Origin of the sequence: Arthrobacter sp. 7Tela_A1, assembly GCF_049311065.1 — a bacterium.
Taxonomy (GTDB): Bacteria; Actinomycetota; Actinomycetes; order Actinomycetales; family Micrococcaceae; genus Arthrobacter_B.
The window spans coordinates 1-22,028 of sequence record NZ_JAXIOO010000005.1 but is presented as its reverse complement, the minus strand read 5'-3'; the positions used below and the strand labels follow the sequence as shown (position 1 = coordinate 22,028).

18 protein-coding genes, 2 tRNA genes and 1 pseudogene are annotated in these 22,028 nt (G+C 64.2%); 10 read left to right on the top strand and 11 right to left on the bottom strand.

Translation table 11 applies throughout. The features are described 5' to 3' along the window. The first annotated feature begins 160 nt into the window (after nt 1–160). Nucleotides 161–868 (top strand): endonuclease domain-containing protein, encoded by a 708-nt coding sequence (locus TVB01_RS03255; RefSeq protein WP_422454066.1) that lies wholly within the window; start codon nt 161–163, stop codon nt 866–868. Between the two features lie 447 nt (nt 869–1,315). Further along, entirely contained in the window at nt 1,316–1,759 is a 444-nt protein-coding gene (locus TVB01_RS03250) for a PGPGW domain-containing protein (RefSeq protein ID WP_422454064.1), read from the top strand. 109 nt (nt 1,760–1,868) lie between these two features. On the opposite strand, the pseudogene TVB01_RS03245 reads toward TVB01_RS03250, so the two are convergent. Then, nucleotides 1,869–2,003: pseudogene (locus TVB01_RS03245) on the bottom strand (DUF488 family protein); the annotation flags it as partial. Between the two features lie 112 nt (nt 2,004–2,115). Between TVB01_RS03245 and valS the strand changes: the two are divergent. After that, nucleotides 2,116–4,731, top strand: coding sequence for a valine--tRNA ligase (valS, locus tag TVB01_RS03240; protein WP_422454063.1), 2,616 nt, complete (start codon nt 2,116–2,118; stop codon nt 4,729–4,731). 93 nt (nt 4,732–4,824) lie between these two features. Here the strand turns inward: valS and TVB01_RS03235 are convergent, their stop codons facing one another. The 6 genes from TVB01_RS03235 to TVB01_RS03210 form a co-directional block, all read right to left on the bottom strand. Next, on the bottom strand, nt 4,825–5,436 hold the full coding sequence (locus tag TVB01_RS03235) for a DsbA family protein (RefSeq protein ID WP_422454061.1): 612 nt from the start codon (nt 5,434–5,436) through the stop codon (nt 4,825–4,827). 41 nt (nt 5,437–5,477) lie between these two features. Then, nucleotides 5,478–6,770, bottom strand: coding sequence for an ATP-dependent Clp protease ATP-binding subunit ClpX (gene clpX, locus TVB01_RS03230; RefSeq protein ID WP_422454059.1), 1,293 nt, complete (start codon nt 6,768–6,770; stop codon nt 5,478–5,480). A gap of 235 nt (nt 6,771–7,005) precedes the next feature. Continuing rightward, nucleotides 7,006–7,677: an ATP-dependent Clp protease proteolytic subunit gene (locus TVB01_RS03225; protein ID WP_422454058.1), complete on the bottom strand. Its 672-nt coding sequence runs from the start codon at nt 7,675–7,677 to the stop codon at nt 7,006–7,008. Nucleotides 7,678–7,719: 42 nt separating this feature from the next. Continuing rightward, the gene (locus TVB01_RS03220; protein ID WP_191806718.1) at nt 7,720–8,334 is read right to left on the bottom strand and encodes an ATP-dependent Clp protease proteolytic subunit; all 615 of its coding nucleotides are present in this window, start codon (nt 8,332–8,334) and stop codon (nt 7,720–7,722) included. Nucleotides 8,335–8,637: 303 nt separating this feature from the next. Next, nucleotides 8,638–9,990 carry a trigger factor gene (gene tig / locus TVB01_RS03215; protein WP_422454057.1) on the bottom strand — a complete coding sequence of 451 codons (1,353 nt, stop codon included), beginning with the start codon at nt 9,988–9,990 and terminating at the stop codon, nt 8,638–8,640. Nucleotides 9,991–10,045: 55 nt separating this feature from the next. Continuing rightward, a tRNA-Pro gene (locus TVB01_RS03210) sits at nt 10,046–10,119 on the bottom strand. Nucleotides 10,120–10,258: 139 nt separating this feature from the next. Between TVB01_RS03210 and TVB01_RS03205 the strand changes: the two genes are divergently transcribed. Further along, nucleotides 10,259–10,329 (top strand) — tRNA-Gly (locus TVB01_RS03205). A gap of 70 nt (nt 10,330–10,399) precedes the next feature. Here TVB01_RS03205 and TVB01_RS03200 read toward each other — a convergent pair. Together TVB01_RS03200 and TVB01_RS03195 are read right to left on the bottom strand one after the other, a co-directional pair. Next, nucleotides 10,400–11,287: an Fpg/Nei family DNA glycosylase gene (locus TVB01_RS03200; protein ID WP_422454056.1), complete on the bottom strand. Its 888-nt coding sequence runs from the start codon at nt 11,285–11,287 to the stop codon at nt 10,400–10,402. Next, nucleotides 11,287–11,763, bottom strand: a complete 477-nt coding sequence (locus TVB01_RS03195; RefSeq protein ID WP_422454054.1) for a ribose-5-phosphate isomerase — start codon at nt 11,761–11,763, stop codon at nt 11,287–11,289. The genes TVB01_RS03200 and TVB01_RS03195 overlap by 1 nt, the downstream gene beginning before the upstream one ends. Nucleotides 11,764–11,984: 221 nt before the next feature. Here TVB01_RS03195 and TVB01_RS03190 point away from each other — a divergent pair, with 221 nt between their 5' ends. The 5 genes from TVB01_RS03190 to TVB01_RS03170 all read left to right on the top strand — a co-directional run bounded on the left by TVB01_RS03190 (nt 11,985) and on the right by TVB01_RS03170 (nt 19,664). Then, nucleotides 11,985–15,272 carry a hypothetical protein gene (locus tag TVB01_RS03190; protein ID WP_422454052.1) on the top strand — a complete coding sequence of 1,096 codons (3,288 nt, stop codon included), beginning with the start codon at nt 11,985–11,987 and terminating at the stop codon, nt 15,270–15,272. A gap of 137 nt (nt 15,273–15,409) precedes the next feature. Beyond that, on the top strand, nt 15,410–17,962 hold the full coding sequence (gene pepN, locus TVB01_RS03185) for an aminopeptidase N (protein ID WP_422454050.1): 2,553 nt from the start codon (nt 15,410–15,412) through the stop codon (nt 17,960–17,962). A gap of 61 nt (nt 17,963–18,023) precedes the next feature. Continuing rightward, entirely contained in the window at nt 18,024–18,491 is a 468-nt protein-coding gene (locus TVB01_RS03180; protein WP_422454048.1) for an OsmC family protein, read from the top strand. A gap of 56 nt (nt 18,492–18,547) precedes the next feature. Further along, on the top strand, nt 18,548–19,222 hold the full coding sequence (locus TVB01_RS03175; RefSeq protein WP_422454046.1) for a mechanosensitive ion channel family protein: 675 nt from the start codon (nt 18,548–18,550) through the stop codon (nt 19,220–19,222). Further along, on the top strand, nt 19,215–19,664 hold the full coding sequence (locus TVB01_RS03170; protein ID WP_422454044.1) for a globin: 450 nt from the start codon (nt 19,215–19,217) through the stop codon (nt 19,662–19,664). Before TVB01_RS03175 ends, TVB01_RS03170 begins: the two co-directional genes overlap by 8 nt. Before the next feature lie 27 nt (nt 19,665–19,691). Here the strand turns inward: TVB01_RS03170 and TVB01_RS03165 are convergent, their stop codons facing one another. Then, nucleotides 19,692–20,360: a hypothetical protein gene (locus tag TVB01_RS03165; protein ID WP_422454247.1), complete on the bottom strand. Its 669-nt coding sequence runs from the start codon at nt 20,358–20,360 to the stop codon at nt 19,692–19,694. Beyond that, the gene (locus TVB01_RS03160) at nt 20,360–20,857 is read right to left on the bottom strand and encodes an acyl-CoA thioesterase (protein ID WP_422454042.1); all 498 of its coding nucleotides are present in this window, start codon (nt 20,855–20,857) and stop codon (nt 20,360–20,362) included. Before TVB01_RS03160 ends, TVB01_RS03165 begins: the two co-directional genes overlap by 1 nt. 199 nt (nt 20,858–21,056) lie before the next feature. On the opposite strand from TVB01_RS03160, the gene TVB01_RS03155 reads away from it, so the two are divergent. Then, entirely contained in the window at nt 21,057–21,956 is a 900-nt protein-coding gene (locus TVB01_RS03155; protein WP_422454041.1) for an acyl-CoA thioesterase, read from the top strand. The last annotated feature ends 72 nt before the right edge of the window (nt 21,957–22,028 follow it).

The window sequence follows — 22,028 nt, the reverse complement described above, 5'->3', positions numbered from 1 at the left end:
TCCGGCCGATAGACGGATAGTCAGCGGACAACATGGTCAGACTGGCCGGGTGGATCCTATGGAGGCCTTCTGCCGAGCTCACCACGGACTGCTTAGCCGCAGTGCATGGGAGGCGAACGGGTTCACCCGGACACAGCTTAGGGCGGCCGAACGCCGCGGTGTGCTGCAGCACAAGGTCCCGGGCTACTACGGCCTGCCTGACTGTCCCAAAGAACTGACGCTGGCCGCGTCCCTGGGGTCGTCGCTGAGCTGCGCTTCGGCTGCGGCCATACTGGGCTGGTGGCTTCTGGAGCCTCCAGTACAAGCACACGTCCGTGCGGACAGGTCCATCCAGCATCCCGGTGTCTGCCTGCACCGGGGCAGGAGGACAAGGGGTCGGCTTATTGCGGCCCCGGCCGACATTGTCCGGGACGCCTTCCGGTGCCTGCCACCGCTGCAGGCCCTGGTCATCGCGGAATCCGCAGTGGCGCGCAATGCTCTCACGCTTCGGACTCTTCAGCACGACTTGGAACAGGCACGGGATTGGCAGGCCCAAGGACTCGTGGCTGGTATGGGCCGGCCCAAGGCATCGCCGCTTGAGGTCTGCGCCCGGTACCACCTGTTGGCTGCCGGGCTGGAGGTCCAGGAGGAAGTCCTGGTGCCGGGCGTCGGCCGGGTGGACTTTGTGGTTGCCGGGCGGCTCATCGTTGAGATCGACGGCTTCGAGTTCCACAGCAACCGGACGCACTACCGCCAGGACCGGAACCGATGGAACGCCGCAACCGCACAGGGATACCACACCCTGCGCATCACGGCTGAGCTTGTACTCGGCAACCCTGGACTGTTCGTGCAGCTGGTGCGGGAGTCCCTGGCGGACACCGACCGCTGACGGTCAGGTCTTCGTAGACCATGAGTGCTGCGCTGCACATAGGGCAGCCGACGGCGCACATGCGACTTATGGGGATGCCGGATCGCACCTAGAGAGCCCATTGGCTGCCCCTTTCCATCTCCCCGTACCGGCCTTCCCACGTACTGTGACGGGAGTTGTGCCCTGTGACCTCACGAGTATCACCTGTCACGTTTTGTGGGAACCCTGGCTCATCTCGAACCGTTTCAGGTTTCGTCCCGCCGTTCCGACGCTGTTCTGGGGTGCTTCAGGGGCCGGGCGGCTTCCCTTCAGCTTCGGCCGCCCCACTCATCCCCATCCCGGCGGTCCCGGTCCCCGACTCCCGCGTGGGCCGAGGCCACTCCGGCGGGACCTCGGCAACCAGGAAACGGGGCCCCCGGCCAGGCCGGAGGTGTCGGTCCGGAAGGAGGGCTGTGTAAAGCTAGTCCCATGCCGCGCACCGACAGAATCCCCGCGTGGGTCCGCCGCACGGGCATTGAAGTGGCCGGTTGGACCCTGATTGTGCTGGGAGCTGCCGCCCTGGTGCTTCCCGGCCCCGGCCTGCTCATGCTGGTCGCCGGCCTGGCAATCCTGTCCCTTCGCTACCACTGGGCCAGCCGCTGGCTGCATCCCGTGAAAGTCCAGGCCTACCGCGCGGCCGAACAGGGCGTGCAGTCCTGGGTCCGGATTGTCATTGCCCTCACCAGCGCATCGACCCTGATCGCCGCCGGAATCATCTGGGGTCTCTGGCGCAAGGTTCCCGTCTGGTGGCCGTTCGAAGATGTCTGGTGGCTTCCGGGCGGCTGGACCACCGGCGCGGCGCTTATCCTCTCCGGCTGCATAGCAATGGCCCTCATTGGCTACAGCTACGTGAAATTCCGGCCCAGCAAATAGTCCCGCAGCACCACTGCCTCGTTCTCCTGCTCGTTGCGGGCCGCGAGAGCAGGACAGTCTCCGGCCGGGAAGCGCACTGGACGCCAAACTCCACGACGGCGTCGTTGGCGTCCAACTCCGCCCTTGCCTTGGACACTCCCTGCGGCCAGAGCCTGTCGACCAGTACCCGGAAGCCGCCGTCGGGCGCTGCATAGATGCGCTTCACGCGCACCTGGGACGGATCCACGCTGCCGGTATCAGCCATGTACGGATGCCAGGCGGTTGCCCCCGCACCGGAAAGGCCCGGCAGTACCGCACGCCCCAGGCAGCTGCGACACAGACGACGAGGGCGCCGGCACCCGTGGGAGAATGGCACCATGGCTGACAATATCCCGGGCACAGACACGCCCGCCGCGACCGTTTCCGTTCCTGACAAACCCGCCCTGGAAGGGCTGGAAGAGACCCTGAGCCGCCGCTGGCGCGAAGAAGGCACCTATGCCTTTAATCCCGACACGGTCCGGGACGAGGTCTACTCGATCGACACTCCCCCGCCGACTGCCTCGGGCTCACTGCACGTTGGACACATGTTCTCCTACACGCAGACCGACGTCCTGGCCCGTTACCAGCGGATGAAGGGCAAGAATGTCTTCTATCCGATGGGATGGGATGACAACGGCCTTCCCACGGAGCGCCGGGTGCAGAACTACTACGGCGTCCGCTGCGATCCGACGAAGCCGTACGACCCGGACTACCGCCCGCCGGCAACCGCCCCGAAGAACCAGCGCGATTTCGACGTCATCTCCCGCCGGAACTTCATCGAGCTCTGCGAAGAGCTGGCTGTCGAGGATGAGAAGGTCTTCGAGAACCTCTTCAGCACCCTTGGCCTGTCCGTCGACTGGACCCGCACCTACCGCACCATCGACGACCATTCCCGCGCGGTCAGCCAGCGCGCCTTCCTGGAGAACCTCAAGGCCGGCGATGCCTACATGGCAGAAGCCCCCACCCTCTGGGACGTCACCTTCCGCACCGCCGTGGCCCAGGCCGAGCTCGAGGACCGCGAGCAGCCCGGCGCCTACCACCGGATCAGCTTCCACGCCCCGGACGGCGAAAAGATCTTCATCGAAACCACCCGCCCGGAACTGCTGCCTGCCTGCGTGGCACTGGTGGCACACCCCGACGACGAGCGTTACCAGCGCCTGTTCGGCACCACTGTGAAGTCCCCTCTCTTCGACGTCGAGGTCGAGGTCAAGGCACACCCGCTGGCCAAGCCGGACAAGGGCTCGGGCATCGCGATGATCTGTACCTTCGGCGACCTCACCGACGTCACCTGGTGGCGTGAGCTGAACCTGCCCACCCGCGCCGTAATCGGCCGCGACGGCCGCATCCTTGCCGATACCCCGGAATGGATCACGACGCCGGCAGCGCAGGAAAACTACGCAGCCGTCGCCGGCAAGACCGTCTTCAGCGCCAAGGAAGCCGTCGTTGAGATGCTCCGCGAAAGCGGCGACCTGGACGGCGAGCCGAAGAAGATCACCCACCCGGTGAACTTCTTCGAAAAGGGCGACAAGCCGCTTGAGGTTGTCACCAGCCGCCAGTGGTACATCCGCAACGGCGGCCGCGACGCCGACCGCCGCGAACGGCTCATCGCCCGCGGCAAGGAAATCGATTTCCACCCGGCGTTCATGCGCTCCCGCTACGAGAACTGGATCGAAGGCCTCAACGGTGACTGGCTGGTTTCCCGCCAGCGCTTCTTCGGCGTTCCCGTTCCGGTCTGGTACCCGCTGGATAACTCCGGCAACCCGGACTACGACAACCCGATCCTTCCGTCCTTCGAATCCCTCCCCGCAGATCCCGCTGCGGACCCGGCTCCGGGCTACGAAGAGTCCCAGCGCAACGCTCCGGGGGGCTTTATTGGCGACGCGGACGTACTGGACACCTGGGCCACGTCTTCCCTGACCCCCCAGATCGTGGGCGGCTGGGGCGTGGACGAGGACCTCTTCTCCAAGGTCTTCCCGTTCGACCTCCGCCCGCAGGGCCACGACATCATCCGGACCTGGCTGTTCTCTTCCGTGGTCCGCGCCGATGCCCTGCAGCACGCGGCTCCATGGAAGCATGCTGCGATCTCCGGCTGGATCCTGGATCCGGACCGCAAGAAGATGTCCAAGTCCAAGGGCAACGTCGTCGTCCCCACGGATGTGCTCAACGAGTACGGGTCCGACGCCGTCCGCTACTGGGCTGCCTCGGCCAAGCTGGGTGCGGACACGGCGTACGAGATCGCACAGATGAAGATCGGCCGGCGCCTGGCCATCAAGCTGCTCAACGCCTCCAAGTTCGTGCTGAACCTCGGTGCGACGGAAGCCACTGTGGTTTCCGCCGACGCGTCGGTCATCACGAACCCGCTGGACAAGTCCCTGCTGGTGCAGCTGGTCGACGTCGTCAACAATGCAACGAAGGCATTCGAGAGCTACGACTACGCCCGGGCACTGCAGATCACCGAGTCCTTCTTCTGGTCCTTCACGGACGACTATGTGGAGCTGATCAAGGACCGCGCCTATGGCGCCGCCGGTGACGCCGAGCAGGCATCCGTCCTGGCAACCCTGGCCACCACGCTGGATTCGCTGCTGCGGCTGTTCGCCCCGTTCCTGCCCTTCGCCACCGAAGAGGTCTGGAGCTGGTGGCGTGCAGGTTCCGTCCACCGGGCACCCTGGCCTGCCGTTGAGGGTCTCGCCGCAGAAGTGTCCGGTGCCGACGCTGCGGTCCTCGGAACCGTTGCCCAGGCCCTCGGCGGCATCCGCAAGGCGAAGTCGGAGGCAAAGGTCAAGCAGCGCACCGAGGTCCTGACGGCCACGGTGACGGCCCCGGCAGTACAGGTGGCGCGCCTGCGTGCGGGCCTGCCTGACCTGCTGGCCGCCGGTAATGTCCGGACCCTGGATCTGGCTGAGGGCGACGGTGAGATGGCCGTGACCGGCGTCGAGCTGGCCCCCGCAGAGTAGAACGAAAAAGCACGTGCCCCCGGGCGGGTGGTGCCGGCGGGGGGGCGGGGGTTTTAGGGGGGTGTGGGTTGCCGGGGCGGGGAACTACGTAGGCTAGTCGAACTGCGGGCTCTCGGTACGGCTGCGCTTGATTTCAAAGAAGGCCGGGTTGGAGGCCAGCAGTACGGCGCCGTCGAACATCTTTCCGGCTTCCTCGCCGCGCGGGATCCGGGTGAGAACCGGACCAAAGAAGGCGGTGCCGTTGAACGCCACGACCGGTGTGCCGACGTCGTCGCCTACCATGTCGATGGCCCGCTGGTGGGACGCACGGAGCTGCTCGTCGAACTTGTCAGTTGCAGCGATCTCGGCCAGTTCGGCCGGCAGGCCGGCTTCCTCCAGCGATTCGGCGATGACGGCGTCGTAGTCCTTCATTCCCTTTTCGTGGATGCGCGTTCCCATGGCGTCATAGAGCTTCTTGATGTTCTCGGGCCCGTGCAGCTCGGCGGCGGCGATGATGACCCGGACCGGGCCCCAGGCCTTGTCCATCCGTTCCCGGTAGTCTGCCGGGAGGTCGCGTCCCTCGTTGAGCACCGCGAGGCTCATGACATGCCAGTCAGTGCGGACATCGCGCACCTTTTCGACTTCGCCCATCCAGCGCGAAGTGACCCAGGCGAACGGGCAGGTGGGATCGAACCAGAAATCGGCTGTGGCAGTGCTGTTGGACACGGGTTTACTCCTTGGCGCAGTGTGTTGCTGGGGTGGTGACGCTAGGCCGACTTATTCCGCCGTTTCGCAATCACGTCGTGTGAGATCAGGGTGGGTTCCACCTTGTCCGTCACTGCCTCACGGGTGATCACGACGCGCGCGACGTCCTCCCGGCTGGGCAGGTCGAACATGACCGGCAGCAGTACCTCTTCGAGAATGGCCCGCAGGCCGCGGGCACCGGTGCCGCGTTCCAGCGCCTGGTCAGCGATAGCGTCGAGCGCGTCGGCGTCGAACACCAGCTCCACGCCGTCGAGCTGGAACATCTTCTGGAACTGCTTGACCAGTGCGTTCTTCGGCTCCGTCAGGATCTGGATGAGCGCGGTGCGGTCCAGGTTGGAAACCGTGGTGATAACCGGCAGGCGGCCGATGAATTCGGGGATGAGGCCAAACTTCAGCAGGTCCTCCGGCATGACCTCCGCGTAGGAGTCCGTTCCCTTGCTGGTCTCGTTCAGCGGGGCGCCGAAACCGATGCCCTTGCGCCCGGACCTCGAGCCGATGATTTCCTCCAGTCCGGCGAAGGCGCCGGCAACAATGAAGAGGACGTTCGTCGTGTCGATCTGGATGAATTCCTGGTGCGGATGCTTGCGGCCGCCCTGCGGCGGCACCGAGGCGACAGTGCCTTCCAGGATCTTCAGCAGCGCCTGCTGCACCCCTTCACCGGAGACATCCCGGGTGATGGAAGGGTTCTCGCTCTTGCGCGAAATCTTGTCGATCTCGTCAATGTAGATGATGCCCTGCTCAGCCTTCTTGACGTCATAGTCAGCGGCCTGGATGAGCTTCAGGAGAATGTTCTCAACGTCTTCACCCACGTAGCCGGCTTCGGTCAGCGCAGTAGCGTCGGCGACGGCGAACGGCACGTTCAGCCGGCGGGCCAGGGTCTGTGCCAGATACGTCTTGCCACAGCCGGTGGGACCGATCAGGAGGATGTTGGACTTGCCGATCTCCACGTCCTCGGTACCGACCGCGTCGGTGAGGTTACCGGGACCGCGGGTCGCATGTCCGGACTGGATGCGCTTGTAATGGTTGTAGACGGCGACGGCGAGGGACCTCTTGGCCGGTTCCTGCCCGATGACGTATTCCTGCAGTGAGTCGAAGATTTCCCGCGGCTTGGGCAGGACAAAAGCATCGCCCTCGGTAGTTTCCGAGAGTTCCTCTTCGATGATCTCGTTGCACAGTTCGATGCACTCATCGCAGATGTAGACCCCAGGGCCGGCGATGAGCTTCCGCACCTGCTTCTGGCTCTTTCCGCAGAAAGAGCACTTAAGCAGATCTGTGCTCTCACCAATGCGAGCCATAGTTCAGTCCCCTTTAGATGGTCCCCGAAACGGCGGTTGCCGCGCCGGAGGAATAACGTGCCGGAAGGAAATGCGTGCCTGTCAGCATGGTCCACTCTAGGACACTTGGAGGAGGTAATCAGCAACCAAGAAGCCCGTGGTGCGGTTTTTCCGCTCCACGGGCTTCTGTCGCTGCCCCTGCCATGCGTTCTGTACGCCCGCAGCTGGGCAAAGGTCCTCAGCCCCGAACGGCAGCTCAGCCCTTGTTGATCGCCGGTGTCTTGATCTTGCGCGAATCGAGCACCTGATCAATCAACCCGTATTCCAGGGCCGACTGAGCGGTCAGGATCTTGTCGCGTTCGATGTCCCGGTTGACTTCCTCCGACGTCTTGTTGGAGTGCAGCGCCAGGGTGTCCTCAAGCCAGGTCCGCATACGCATGACCTCTGCTGCCTGGATCTCCAGGTCGGAAGCCTGTCCCCGCTCACCGCCGCCGAGGGCCGGCTGGTGGATGAGCACGCGGGCGTTCGGCAGTGCCAGCCGCTTGCCGGGGGTGCCGGCTGCCAGCAGGACGGCAGCGGCGCTGGCTGCCTGGCCCAGGCAGACCGTCTGGATTTCCGGGCGGATGTACTGCATGGTGTCGTAGATTGCCGTCATGGCCGTGAACGAACCGCCGGGAGAGTTGATGTAGAGGGTAATGTCGCGGTCCGGGTCCGTGGATTCCAGCACCAGGAGCTGCGCCATGACGTCATCTGCTGAAGCATCGTCAACCTGCACGCCGAGGAAGATGATGCGGTCCTCGAACAGCTTGGTGTAGGGATCCTGGCGCTTGAAGCCGTACGGCGTGCGCTCTTCGAACTGCGGCAGTACGTAACGGCTGGACGGCATCTGCGGAGCCATGGCGCCCGGGGTTCCGAAATTGTGGTTCATTGCTTTACTCCTGAAGTCTTTGTGTGCGCTGCCCGGTGCAGGTTATTCCTGCTCGCCGTCCTGGTCCTGGTTGGTTCCGCCGCCGCCGGTAACCCCGCCGGCGTGGGCGGAGATCTTGTCGAAGAAGCCGTAGGCGAGGCCTTCCTCAGCGGTGAACCACTTGTCGCGGTCGTTGTCCTTCAGGATGGTCTCCACGCTCTGCCCGGTCTGCTCGGCGGTGAGCTCGGCCATGACCTGCTTCATGTGCAGGATCAGTTCAGCCTGGATACGGATATCGGAAGCGGTGCCGCCGATACCGCCTGACGGCTGGTGCATGAGGATACGGGCGTGGGGCGTAGCGTAACGCTTGCCCTTCGTGCCCGAGGACAGCAGGAACTGTCCCATCGACGCTGCGAGGCCGGTAGCAACGGTGACGACGTCGTTCGGAATGAACTGCATGGTGTCGTAGATGGCCATGCCGGCCGTTACCGAGCCGCCCGGGGAGTTGATGTAGAGGAAGATATCCTTTTCGGGATCCTCGGCGGAGAGCAGGAGGAGCTGGGAGCAGATCGCGTTGGCGTTGTCGTCCCGGACCTCGGAGCCGAGCCAGATGATCCGTTCCTTCAGCAGCCGGTTGTAGATGTAGTCATCCCGGCTGGCCGGGTCCACAGTAGCCATAGTGGGTGTGCTGGGTGCATTTGCCATACTGAGTGACCTCTCGCTCTGGCGGGTTACCGGTCCGCTGTGTACACCGGATTGGCCTCCGCCGTTTATCTCTTCTTGGACACTAACCGCTCGGATGTTGCTTTTGCTCCCGTTACGCGCGCTGTTCGCTGACGGCGCACGGTGCTCCCGGCCTGCCGCATGCCCCTCTGGCGCACTGCTTCGCGGACGGCCGGAACTACCGGATTAAAGCACGCAGCACCGCAGCCTGGGCTGCGGTGCTGCGTTACTGGTTTGTCTTCCTTGGAAGAATAAGGCCTAGGCCTTGTCCTCGGCTGCCTCTTCGGCGGCGTCGGCCTCAGGTGCCGTCTCTTCGCCTTCCGGGCGGACGAAGGCCGTCAGGTCTACCTCGGCGCCGGTGGTGTCGGTAACCTTGGCCAGCTCCAGTACCTTGGCGAGGGCCTTGCGGCGGCGAACTTCGCCAACCATCATCGGGACCTGTCCACCCTGGTCAATGAGCTGTGCGAACTGGTTCGGATCCATGCCGTACTGTCCGGCCATCGACACGATGTAGTCGATGAGCTCGTTCTGGTTGACTCCGACCTCTTCCTTGTCCGCGACAGCGTCCAGGATGATTTCGTTCTTGAACGCCTGCTCGGTGTTCTCGCGGATCTCGGCGCGGTGCTCTTCGTTGTCGTGGTCTTCACCGGCAGCGTGGGCCGAATCAGAGTTGAAGTGCTGCTCAAGCTGCTCTTCGATGACGGACTCCGGAACCGGAACCTCGACCATTTCCAGCAGCTTCTCGAGGACCTTGTCGCGGGCTTCGACGCCCTGCTCCATGACCTTGGCTTCGGCTGCGCGCTTTGCCAGGTCTTCGCGGAGTTCGGCGATGGTGTCGAACTCGCTTGCCAGCTGGGCGAAGTCGTCGTTGGCCTCGGGGAGTTCGCGCTCCTTGACGGCCTTTACGGTGACGGTGACCTCGGCGTCGGAGCCTGCGTGCTCACCGCCGGCCAGCTTGGTGACGAACGTTGCCGATTCGTCGGCGGAGAGACCGGTGACTGCTTCGTCCATGCCCTCAAGCATGGTGCCGGCGCCAACCTGGTAGGACAGGTCCGCAGCGGAGTCGACCTCTTCGCCGTCGACCTTCGCGACCAGGTCCATGGTCAGGAAGTCGTCGTTGGCAGCGGGGCGGTCAACGGACTTCAGCGTGCCGAAGCGGCCGCGAAGCTCGTCCAGCGCCTTGTCGACGTCTGCGTCTGCCGCTTCGGCCGGCTCAACGGTGACCTCGATGCCGGCGTAGTCCGGAAGCTCGATCTCGGGGCGGATGTCCAGCTCGACGTTGAAGACCAGCTGGCCTTCGTCGGAGGTGGGGTCCGGAACTTCGCTGATTTCAACCTCAGGACGGCTCAGCGGACGGATGCCCGTTTCCTGGACCGCTGCCTGGTAGAAGCCGTTCAGGCCTTCGTTGATGGCAGTTTCGAGGACGTAGCCGCGGCCAACGCGCTGATCGATGAGCTTGTTGGGGACCTTGCCCTTGCGGAAGCCCGGGACCTGCACCTGGGTGGCGATGGTCTTGTAGGCCTCGTCGATGCTCGGCTTCAATTCCTCAAGCGGAACTTCTACGTTGAGCTTTACCCGCGTGGGTGTGAGGTTTTCTACAGCGCTCTTCACAGCGTTAGTTCTCCTGAGGGTTCTGGGGTTGGTCTGCACCGTTGTTCATACAGAGTCGGGGTGACAGGATTTGAACCTGCGACTTCCTGCTCCCAAAGCAGGCGCTCTTCCAAGCTGAGCTACACCCCGTCAGTGCACCTGACAGCCTACCGGCATTGTCTCAATCATGCACAATTCCGGCCCTGCCCGGCACACCGTTCGAGACGGAAGCCGCCGATTGTCCATCCGCCGAAAACCCGTGCTAAGGTAAATCCTGCCTTACGGCGCCGGGGATGTAGCTCAATGGTAGAGCCTCAGTCTTCCAAACTGATTACGCGGGTTCGATTCCCGTCATCCCCTCGGCGGAATAATCTCCCAAAAGAGTCCCGATCTACGGTGCATCACCGTGAATCGGGACTTTTTTGTGCCCTTACCCGGCTTGGCAGGACGGGCACCAGTACAGTTTCCGCGCGGCCATGTCCGTCATGGCCACCGCCGTGCCGCAGATCCGGCAGGGCAGGCCCTGGCGCTTGTAGACGTAATGAGCTTCACTCGCCGGCACCGGCTGCGCGTGGTCGGAGCGGTGCTCCGGGCGCGTCGTAACAATCCTTCCGGCGGCGACGCCGTCGGCCATCAGCGCGACGGCGTCCTTCCACAGGTCGAGCGCCGTGCCATGAAGAACCTGCTTACCCGGTTGCCGGGGCGGTATCTGCTGCCGGAACAGCAGCTCGGCCCGGTAGACATTGCCTACGCCGGCCAGGACTTCCTGGTTCATCAGCAGCTGTCCCACCGGCGAACCCCTGCCAGTCAGCCGGCGAACGAACTCCTCCGGGTCTGCGTCCGGCTGCAATGGGTCCGGACCCAGTCTGGCCAGGACTGTCGAGCGTTCCTGCTCAGTGACCACCTCGCATGCCGTCGGCCCGCGCAGATCCGCCCATCCGTGATCGGATACGAGACGGACGCGCACCGCGCCCCTGGGCTCGGGCGGGCCCGCATAGGCGCCCATGCCGCCGTCGTCAGCCACTTCCTGCTCCCCCACCCGGCGCGGCGCACCAATGCTGGACGAACCGCGGAACGTGTCATCGCCTCCGAAGTCGAAGGCACCGTAAAGTCCCAGATGGATGCGCAGGAAAAGTTCGTTGTCGAACCCCAGGAACAACTGCTTTCCGTGTGCCGTGGCCTCGACGAGGGTATGCCCGTCCAGCTGTGCGGCCCCCGCGGTGAACCGGCCCTGGGGACTGGAAACCGCCAGCCTCTGCCCGGCAAAAACCGACCGGAATTGCCGGGCGAGCCGGTGGATGGAGTGGCCTTCAGGCATCAGCGGGCGGCAATGGCGCCGCTGGCCTCGTACTCCGCAATCTGGCCGATGCGCCGGACGTGGCGTTCGGCATCACTGAAAGGCTCTGCGAGGAACGCGTCAATGATGTCCGTCGCTTCGGCGAGGCTGTGCTGCCGTCCGCCCACTGCCACGACGTTGGCATTGTTGTGCTGGCGGGCAAGACGCGCCGTGTCCAGGTTCCAGGCGAGAGCCGCGCGGATGCCGCGGACCTTATTGGCAGCGATCTGCTCTCCGTTGCCGGAACCGCCCAGCACGATGCCCAAGGCATCGATTCCGGCTTCCTGGTCTGCGGCGACCGCTTGTGCGGCGTCAATGCAGAAACCCGGGTAGTCGTCTTCCGCGTCATACTCCTTGGGACCGTGGTCCACGACCTCATAACCCTTCGAAGCCAGGTGTTCCTGCAGGTGGGCGCTCAGTTCGAGTCCTGCATGGTCTGTAGCGATATGGACGCGCATGGGTTTCCGTTCAGAGATGTATGTGGGAGAACTTCCAGTACCAGCTTAACTTTTTTGCCGTCCTGTGACGCAAACGGGTAACGCCGCCTGAACTCCTGCCGATAGCTGAAAGTGCAAGTGGTTTCGCTGGGAACGGGCTCGCCCGTCGGCAGGTCCGGCATTGGAGGGTTCCCAGCGAAGCCACGTCCACCTCCGAAGTCGCGCTATGCAAGGATTCGCCATTGAAAACCGGGAAACTCGCCCTTCTTGCAACGTTGACGGCTGGCCTCGTTTTTGGAGGTCTTCCTCCTGCGTCGGCCGTAAATGCGGAACCGGCGGCTCCTGATGCCGTTCTGCAGTCTCCCGGCGGCGATCAGCCCACACCCCTGCTGAGCGACGTTGCAGCGGATGCCATAACCGGCGGCGAGGCCCTTCCTGCGCAGTTGTCCCCGGTTCCGGAGATGTCTCCGGAAGGCACGGCGCCCGCACAGCAGGCAGTTCCACTGGATGCCACCGATGCAGCGAACGTCCCCGCAGTCACGGACGAAACGAACGCCCCCTCAGCGACATCCGTGCCCGAAGAGCCGTCCGTGCCCGACGACGGCTACGAGTATGTGCCTGTCGGTGAAGGCCATGTCGTTCCCGGTCCTAACACCCCTCTTATCACCGAGGCTGACGGCAGTGTCCGTTCCGCTGTTGAGTCCGACCATGAGCCCGTCGGGCCGATGATGGCACGCGGCGGGGCGGCGAGCATGCTTTCCGCCGCGGCACGGGCAGGAAACATCAAGGTCACCCTCGTCCGTGCAACGGTGCAGGGCAACGGCAACCTGGTGAACCTCAACTCGGCGCGCAACTCGGTCTCCAGCGCCAGCAACTACTGGAAAACGATGTCGAACGGCCGTCTCTCGATGTCAGTCGCCAGCGAGAAGATCCACCGCAGCGCCACCGCCCATGCATACGACGACTACGCGACGATGATGAATAAGATCGCCAAGGAGCTGAAATGGGTGGACAAGCCCTATACGGCGCTCGTCGTCTTCGTGCCCACGGCCGATCTGCGGTCCGGCGGCTACGGAGGCATCCTCGGCGGCGGGTGGACTGTCGGCGGCACGGCAGGCCGAATCCTCATGCCCGCTCCGTCAAACTTCACCAATAACGTCGTCACGCATGAGTTCGGCCATGTCCTCGGGCTGCTTCATGCCAATAGCCTGCAGTGCACGAACGGGCGTTCGGACGTTGGCCCGGGATCGACCGGGCGCTGGGCAGACGGCGCCTGCACCAGCCGTGAGTACGGCGACACCACCGACCTCATGGGTTCGGCCCAGAACCACCAGCCGGTGATCAATTCATACTTCTGGCACAAGGGCAGCTTCGGTCAGGGCAACGAGGTCCTCGATATCGGCGAAGCGGGATCACCGCGGACATTCACGCTGCGGCCATGGGGCGGTTCGGGCGCCAACCGTGCGCTGAGGTTTGTCGATCCCCAGTCCCGTGAAGAGTACTACGTAGAACTCCGCCAGCCCGCCGGCTATGACCAGTACTTGTCTGGCGGCAGTGCGGGAAACCGGGGCGTCAAGATCATCAAAGCTGACGCCGCGAACTCCTGGGCCCTCAACTCCCTCATCATTCCGCCCAGCACCAGGCCTTTCTCTGGTTACTACAACACCAAGCATGCCTGGCAGCAGGGACAGACGTTCACCACCCACGGCGGGTCTACAGTCGCCATCCATTCGGTGAGTGCCTCATCTGCGTCCGTTACTGTCACCGGCGGTACCAGCGCCCAGGCAAAGAGGGCCATCGATGCCGTCTTCGCCGCAAACCCTCGAACAGGGGCTGCCCAAGGCGGGATTGTTGGCGGGCAAAAGGGCAACGGAGCTTACCGGCAGCACCAAAACGGAACCATTTACTACTCTCCTTCCCACGGCGCTTTTGTTGTCGGAGGTGCAGTCCGGAGCGGCTATCTGGCTCTGGGCGGGCACAACGGGTCGCTGGGCTATCCAACATCGTCCGAACTCCCGGGCGGCAAGGGTGGCGTCTACCAGAATTTCCAGGGTGGCGTCATGTATTGGAGCCCCGCCACCGGCGCACGGAGTTCCCTGAACGGGGAAATACGTCAGGCATATGCCCGTCATTCCTACGAGCACGGACCTCTCGGCTACCCCACTAGTGAGCACGTCAGCCTGCCGGGAGGAGGGGTTTTCCAGAATTTCCAAGGCGGCTCCATCATGCGGCTCCCGGGTAAAACCGCTTACGCGTCATTCCAGGGCCCCATTCGTGATGCCTATGCCCGCCAGGGGTACCAAAACGGAAAACTTGGCTATCCCATCTCCGACGAGCAATCCTCAGCCGGCGGCCGCATCCAGAATTTCCAGGGAGGGCGGCTGGTTTACTCGCGCGCAACCGGCACACACATGGTGGGCGGATCAATCGCGTCTGCCTATATGGCTTCCAAAGGTCCCGCAGGACCAATGGGTTTCCCCACCGCTGGAGAGGTCAAGCTCAAGGGAGGCTCCTCGCAGCAATTCCAGAAGGGCGTCATTTACTCGAGCACCTCAACGGGAGCTGTCATGGTGCCCAAGGGTGCCGTGCTGGATCGTTACCTGGCCCTGGGCGCGGAAAAGAGCAAACTCGGATTTCCCGCCGCAGCACAGTCGGCGGCCGGCAAAGGACGTGTCCAGCGATTCCAGGGCGGCACGATCACGTGGTCACCAACTACTGGGTCCAGGATTGTCATAGGGGCGATCAATACGGCCTACACCTCGCTTAAGGGACCATCGGGTTCGTTGGGCTTCCCTACCGGCAACGAGTCCGTCTCAGCCGGCGGAGCCTCGCAGACCTTCGAGAAGGGAACCATCTATTGGAGTCCTTCAACCGGAGCATTGCCGGTCAAGAAGGGAGCATTGCATGACGTATATCGGAAGAACGGCGCAGCGGCTGGACACGTGGGCTATCCGGTGACACCGGAAATCCCCATCGGACGCAACGGCGTGTACCAGTCATTCCAGGGCGGAACAATCTATTGGTCCCCCACTACGGGCGCCCACCTCAACAACGGCGGCATTCGCACTGCCTACGCGTCATTGGGGTACGAACAAGGATTCTTGGGCTACCCGGTGTCAGGGGAAGTGAAAATAAAGAACGGCGGCGTCTACCAGTCCTTCCAGGGCGGAACAATCTATTGGTCACCCGCGACAGGCGCGCATGCAAACGCCGGCGGCGTCCGTGCCGCTTACGCCCGCCTCGGGTGGGAGAACGGATTCCTGGGCTACCCGGTCTCGGGGGAAGTGAAAATAAGGAACGGCGGCGTCTACCAGTCCTTCCAGGGCGGAACAATCTACTGGTCACCCGGCGCGGGAGGTCACGCCAACGCCGGAAGGATTCGGGCGGCATATGCAGCGCAGGGCTGGGAAAACGGAAGACTCGGGTACCCGACGTCGGGCGAGTACACGGTTCCACATGGTTCCGAGCAAACCTTTGCAGGCGGGAAAATTACCCTGCGCAACGGGAAAGCGATCGTGCAGTACCGCTAGGACCGGCGTCCGGCGGACCCCCCGCTTGGCAGAACAGCCCCAAGTGAGAGAATGTTGCAATTGTTCATTGCCGCCGGCGTGGCCTGGTGCCACGCCGGCAACATTTCTCCACTTCGAAAGGCTCTACCTTGCCAGGTATGAATCTCACCCGCGCTGAGGCGCGTGAACGGGCAGAACTGATCAACGTCGAGTCTTACGACATCAATCTTGACCTGACCCGGGGTGACGACGTTTTCGGCAGCACGACGGTCGTGCGTTTCACCGCCGATCCAGGTTCCAGCACCTTCATTGACGCAGTTACCGCCAAGGTGCACAGGATTACCCTCAACGGTGTCGCGCTGGACCCGGAAGAAGTCTCCGACGGTGTGCGGATCCAGCTGCCCAACCTCGCGGAGTCAAACGAGCTCGTCGTGGATGCTGATGCGTTCTACATGAACACCGGTGAGGGCCTGCACCGTTTCGTGGATCCCGTGGACAACGAGGTCTACCTCTATTCACAGTTCGAGGTCCCGGATTCCCGCCGGGTGTTCGCAGTCTTCGAACAGCCGGACCTCAAGGCAACCTTCCGCTTCACGGTGACGGCTCCTGAGCACTGGGATGTTATCTCCAACTCCCCCACCCCGGAACCGGTCAAGGCCAGCGCAGAGGATTCCATTGCCCCGAGCGCCACCTGGTCCTTCGAGCCGACGCCCCGGATCTCTTCCTACATCACAGCGCTGGTCGCAGGCCCGTACCAGGCCGTCCGTTCCGAACTCACCAGCTCCGACGGCCGCACCATCCCGCTGGGCGTCTTCGCCCGCAAATCGCTGATGGAGTACCTCGACGCCGAGAACATTTTCGAGCTCACCCGGCAGGGCTTCGAGTTCTACGAAGCCCAGTTCGGTACCCCGTACCCGTTCGAAAAGTACGACCAGCTCTTTGTGCCCGAGTTCAACGCCGGGGCCATGGAGAACGCCGGCGCCGTGACCTTCCTGGAAAGCTACGTCTTCCGCGGCCGCGTTCCCGACGCCACCGTGGAGCGCCGTGCCATTACGGTCCTCCACGAACTCGCGCACATGTGGTTCGGCGACCTGGTCACCATGCGCTGGTGGAACGACCTGTGGCTGAACGAGTCCTTCGCAGAATTCATGTCAGCCCTCGCCGCGGCTGAAGCCACTGGATTCAAGCAGGCCTGGACCACCTTCGCGTCCATGGAAAAGGCTTGGGCCTACCGCCAGGACCAGCTCCCCACCACGCACCCGATTGTCGCCGAAATCCGGGACCTCGAAGACGTCCAGGTCAACTTCGACGGCATCACCTATGCCAAGGGCGCTTCCGTCCTGAAGCAGCTGGTGGCCTGGGTGGGCCAGGACAAGTTCATGCAGGGCGTGCGCGCGTACTTCGGCAAGCACTCCTGGGGCAACACCGAACTCTCCGACCTGCTCTCCGAACTTGAAGCTGCCAGCGGCCGCGACCTCAGCCAGTGGTCCGCCCAGTGGCTGGAAACCGCCGGCGTCAACACGCTGCGTCCGGAGCTGGAAACGGACGACGACGGCGTCATCACCTCCTTCGCGATCCGCCAGAGCGCTGTATCGGAGTATCCGACACTGCGCCCGCACCGTCTCGCCATTGGCTTCTATACAGCGGACGAAGACGGCAAACTGCGCCGCACCCGCCGGGAGGAACTCGATGTCGACGGGGAGCTCACCCAGGTTCCCGCGCTGGCAGGCCAGCAGCGCCCGGACCTGATCCTGCTCAACGACGATGACCTGGCGTACGCCAAAATCCGCCTCGATGACGAGTCCTGGCATGTCGCCACCCGCCGCCTGCGGGACATCGCCGAGTCGCTGCCGCGCACCCTCGTGTGGGCTTCGGCCTGGGACGCCACCCGCGACGGCGAGATCCCGGCACGCAACTACGTTGAACTGGTGCTGCAGAACATCGCTTCCGAATCGGATTCCTCCGTGGTCCAGGTCCTGCTGCGCCAGCTGGCAACGACCCTGGCCTTCTATGTGAATCCGCAGGACCAGCAGGCCATGACGGCGGCGGCTGCCGACAGCCTCTGGGACCTCAGCCGCGGAGCCGATGCGGGATCGGATTCCCAGCTGCAGTTCGTGAAGGCCTTTGCCTCCCATGCACAGACCCAGGAGCAGCTCGAGACAGTTGCCGGATTGCTCTCCGGCGATCTTGTGCTCGAGGGCCTCGAAGTCGGCTCCGACCTGCGTTGGGAGCTGCTCGTTTCCCTGGTGGCCGGTGGCCGGGCAGGTGAGGCGGAGATCGCTGCGGAGCTGGAACGCGATGCGACGGCGACCGGAGCGCTGGCCGCTGCCGGAGCCCGTGCCGCCCTGCCCTCCGCAGAAGCCAAGGCTGCGGCGTGGGAAGCAATCGTGGAACGCTCCGACATGCCCAACGCTGCCCAGCGGGCAGCTATCGGCGGATTCAGCCGCGTCCATGACACGGCCCTGCTGGAGCCGTACGCCGAAAAGTATTTCGGTGCCATTCGCGCTGTGTGGGACAGCCGCACGCATGAGATCGCCCAGCAGATCGTCGTCGGCCTCTACCCGTCGCGCCTCACCACCCAGGCGACCGTGGATCGCACTGATGCCTTCCTGGCCTCCCTGGGCGATGAAGCCCCGGCGCTGCGGCGGCTGCTGCTGGAAAGCCGCGACGGCGTCGTCCGGGCGTTGAAGGCACAGGCAGCCGACCGCTAACGGCGCTGGTCCGCTGCGGTTCCCGCTCCTTTCCGCGGTGCCGCCAAGGTAACTTTGAGGGGTGAACCTCTCAGAGCACCGTTATGGCATCTCACTGGAATGGACCGGGAACCGCGGCAGCGGGACAACGAACTACCGTGGATATGGGCGGGACCACATTGTCCGTGCCGAGGGCCTGCCGGACCTCGCCGGAACCGCGGATCCCACGTTCCACGGAGACAGGGACCGCTGGAACCCCGAGCAGCTTCTGCTCACCGCCCTCTCGCAGTGCCACATGCTCTCCTACCTGCACGTCGCTGTTAAGCACGGCATCAACGTCGTTTCGTACCAGGACGACGCCGAAGGCACCCTCCGCCTGAACCGCGACGGCAGCGGCGAGTTTACTTCCGTTTTGCTCCGTCCGCAGGTCGTCATCAACGGCGGAAACCCGGACACAGCATCGGCCCTCCACGATGAAGCGCACCGGCTGTGCTTCATCGCCCGGAGCGTGAACTTCCCCGTGCTGCATGAGGCGGCAACGCGCGGATAGCCGTACCGGTAGCCTTGGAGGAGCCCATTCGCCAAAGCTAAGGATGCCGCTGCACCGTGCAATTTCCAGGAACCGTTGATCCAGCCGTCATCGAGGTGGACTTCGATGCCACTGGCCTGCTCAAGGCCGGAATCATCGTTATCGCCGGACTCATCGTCTGGCTCATTGCCCGCTACCTGATCTCCAAGGTCGTGGCTCGGGCGCAGAAGGGCTCACCACTGGTCCGCATCAGCGCAATGCGCTGGGCACAGCCTGTGCTGCGCAACCTCGACCACAAACGCCGGGCGCAGCGCGCCGACACCATCGGTGCCCTCCTTCGCAGCTGCGTCACGGTGGCGATCTGGACCGTCGTGATCATCATGGTCCTGGAAGCCATCGGCGCCAACATCGCTCCCCTGCTGGCCAGCGTGGGAATCGTCGGTATTGCCCTGGGCTTCGGCGCACGCGAACTGATCCGGGACGCTCTCGCCGGATTCTTCATCACGATGGAAGACCAGTACGGCATCGGCGACGTGATCGAAGTAGGCACAACCACCGGCACCGTCCAGTCAGTGGGTATCAGAATCACCCGGCTCGTCGACGACCGCGGAGTGGTCTGGTACATCCGCAACGGCGAATTCGCCATGGTCGGCAACCGCTCCCAGGGAAAGTACAAGCCCGCCGGCGACGACGCCGGCGAAGGTGCCCCAGCAGGCGCCACAGTAAACAAGGAAGTTAAAGGAAATGACTGAGACTCCGCACGGCCAAGGGGCGGCACTGCCGCTAACCGCTTCGAACCCCGGCACCGGCTTCACCCAGCCCGGCTACAACTTCTACGAAGTCGTCGGGGGGCATGACACTTTCGTGAAGCTGGTAGACGTCTTCTATGACGGCGTCGCCGATGATCCGTTGATGCGACCCATGTATCCCGAAGAAGACCTGGGACCGGCCAAGGAACGGCTACTGCTCTTCCTGGAGCAGTACTGGGGAGGACCCAAGACGTACGGGGAGCAGCGCGGCCATCCGCGGCTGCGGATGCGGCACATGCCCTTCCAGGTCTCCCCCGCTGCCCGGGATGCGTGGCTGAAGCACATGCGCACGGCAGTCGATGCCCTGGAGCTCCCGCCGCTGCAGGAGCAGACACTCTGGGACTATCTGGACCGGGCCGCACATTCCATGGTCAACTCCGCCTAACCCGCGCGACAGCTCCCCGGGCCGTCCCTAGAACACCGACGGCGGGCGTACCAGTACATGCCCCAGATCGGTGGAGAGCCGCAGCCAGCGGCCGTTGCTGAAGAGCGCAGCGGTGCCTCCTCCGGCAGAGCCCTCCGGAAGGAATCCGAGTGTCAGGGCGGCAAAGGCCGCCCCGGCAGGCAGCGGCACGCCCAGCCCAGCGATCTCTTCACTCCAAATCGGAAGCCGGACGTTGTTGACCACAGCGGCTCCCGGTTGCCCCGGGATCCTCGCTGCCACCTCCCGGATGCCGCGGTGTGCCGTCTGTTCCAGCAGCGCCGTCTCGACGTCGGCCTTCCGCTCCCACCCGGAGCGGGGAGCAGCTATCCCTGCCCAGCTCTCCGAGACGGTCATGGGCGGGATGGGCAGGGTCGTTGCGTCCGCATCCATCCGGGCCAGCCGATCCGCGACAGCTGAGAGCTGGACAGTGGTGTCCAGGGATGCAGGCCGTGCGAGCGGGATCGCCCGCATCCCGATGACGGTTGGCATCGGCTCGCCGAGAACCCGCGGCCGCAGGACACATACATACGCGGCGAGGACGTTCCCCAACGCCTGGAGCCGGATGGCGCCGTCGTCCGCGCTCCGGGCGCGGGACACGAAGTTGCGCAGGTCCGCGGTGACCTGCCTGTCCGCCAAATCCAACGCTTCTGCCTGCATCACTTAACTCCCTCGGCTGGACTCTCAACGGAACGACGGCGGCGGAACGGCACGGGCTCTCCCCGCCAACTCTCAAGGGTCCTGCGCTGGATGTCCGAGAGCCGCGCCGGACGTCCGGTGGTGCTGCTGATCATGACCATTGAGGCTTCAGCCACCGCGTAAACGGTCTCTGCGGACTCATCCGTGAGCTTGAAGCCGTACGAGAAGCTGGATCCGCCCACCTCCGTGACCCAAATCCCAATCCATGCCGGATCCTGGCTGTAGGTCAGCGGAGTGATGTACTCAATTTCCTGGCGGGCTACCAGGGTTGTTCCGAACTCGGCGGTGACGGAGCGGAAGGTGGAGACGCCCGCGCCGGGATCGGCTTCGGGCAGGGGCAGCAAGGAGAGCCGGACCCGGGCCTCTTCGAGGAACTGCACGTACCGGACGTTATTGACGTGGCCGTTGACGTCCTCGTCTCCGAAGCGCAACTGGATGGGAAATCGGTGCAGAGGCATGCGAACCATCTTCGCAGGTAGAACGCTGATGACGCGAAGTCAGCCGGCCCGCGGGAGCCGGGATGGCGGCACCGCTGCATGGCCAGGGGTAAATGTTGGGCCGGCCCTGCTGATGCGTCTAATCTCGAGAGAGATCCACGTCTGCCGAAACCACGTATCCGGCGGACTGCCACCGCTTTTTGCAAGGAGACACACACCTATGGCGCCAGCCGACGACTTCGATCCGACGGCCGCACTTATCGAGCTTCTCGACCTGAGCAACGCAGGCGGTGCCAAGACTGACGAAGACATCTTCGTGGGAGGGTCCCAGGAGGAACCACGGAAGAGAGTCTTCGGCGGCCAGGTTCTCGGCCAGTCGCTCGTTGCCGCCGCGCGGACGGTCCCCGCAGAGCGGCTCATGCACTCCATGCACGGCTACTTCCTGCGCCCCGGTGACACGGAAGTGCCGATCACGTTCGGAGTGGAGCGGCTGCGGGACGGCCGGTCCTTCTCGGCCCGGCGGACGCATGCCTATCAGAACGGCGTGCCCATCCTGTCCCTCATTGCCTCATTCCAGGTCCCCGACGAGGGCCTGGACCATCAGGAGCCCATGCCTGAGGGCATACCCGATCCGGAGACTCTGCCTACGACAGCGCAACTGCTCTCCGGCTTCGACCACCCGGTCGCGAAGGCCTGGTCGTATTACCGCCCCATGGACATCCGCCATGTGACTCAGCCCGTGTATTTCCAGGCCGACCCCGAACGCACGGCGCGCAACGCCGTGTGGATGAAGACCTTCGGTCCGATGCCCGATGACCAGAACCTGCACCGCGCTGCGTTGGCGTATGCCACGGATTACACCATCCTGGAACCGGTCCTGCGCCGGCATGGCATTTCCTGGGCCAGCCGCGGCATGTCCGTAGCGAGCCTTGACCATGCCATGTGGTGGCACCGTCCGCTGCGTGTGGACGAGTGGCTGCTCTACGTCCAGGAGTCCCCCAGTGCTTCCGGAGCCCGCGGTCTCTCCTCCGGACGGATCTTCAACCGCTCCGGGGAGCTCGTGGCCACTGTGGCCCAGGAGGGCATGCTCCGGCTGCCGGACTATCCCGCCTCCCAATAATTCCGTGCGTACGCCAACGCCGCCCGCCCGGGGGCGGGGGGGGCGGGGGGGGGGGGGGCGGGGGCGCGGGGC

Excerpts from the sequence above, each read along its gene's own strand:
- TVB01_RS03250 (WP_422454064.1), top strand. The coding sequence starts at position 1,316 with ATGCCGCGCACCGACAGAATCCCCGCGTGGGTCCGCCGCACGGGCATT.
- valS (WP_422454063.1), top strand. The coding sequence starts at position 2,116 with ATGGCTGACAATATCCCGGGCACAGACACGCCCGCCGCGACCGTTTCC.
- clpX (WP_422454059.1), bottom strand. The coding sequence starts at position 6,770 with ATGGCTCGCATTGGTGAGAGCACAGATCTGCTTAAGTGCTCTTTCTGC.
- TVB01_RS03225 (WP_422454058.1), bottom strand. The coding sequence starts at position 7,677 with ATGAACCACAATTTCGGAACCCCGGGCGCCATGGCTCCGCAGATGCCG.
- TVB01_RS03220 (WP_191806718.1), bottom strand. The coding sequence starts at position 8,334 with ATGGCTACTGTGGACCCGGCCAGCCGGGATGACTACATCTACAACCGG.
- TVB01_RS03200 (WP_422454056.1), bottom strand. The coding sequence starts at position 11,287 with ATGCCTGAAGGCCACTCCATCCACCGGCTCGCCCGGCAATTCCGGTCG.
- TVB01_RS03195 (WP_422454054.1), bottom strand. The coding sequence starts at position 11,763 with ATGCGCGTCCATATCGCTACAGACCATGCAGGACTCGAACTGAGCGCC.
- pepN (WP_422454050.1), top strand. The coding sequence starts at position 15,410 with ATGAATCTCACCCGCGCTGAGGCGCGTGAACGGGCAGAACTGATCAAC.
- TVB01_RS03170 (WP_422454044.1), top strand. The coding sequence starts at position 19,215 with ATGACTGAGACTCCGCACGGCCAAGGGGCGGCACTGCCGCTAACCGCT.
- TVB01_RS03165 (WP_422454247.1), bottom strand. The coding sequence starts at position 20,360 with ATGCAGGCAGAAGCGTTGGATTTGGCGGACAGGCAGGTCACCGCGGAC.
- TVB01_RS03160 (WP_422454042.1), bottom strand. The coding sequence starts at position 20,857 with ATGCCTCTGCACCGATTTCCCATCCAGTTGCGCTTCGGAGACGAGGAC.
- TVB01_RS03155 (WP_422454041.1), top strand. The coding sequence starts at position 21,057 with ATGGCGCCAGCCGACGACTTCGATCCGACGGCCGCACTTATCGAGCTT.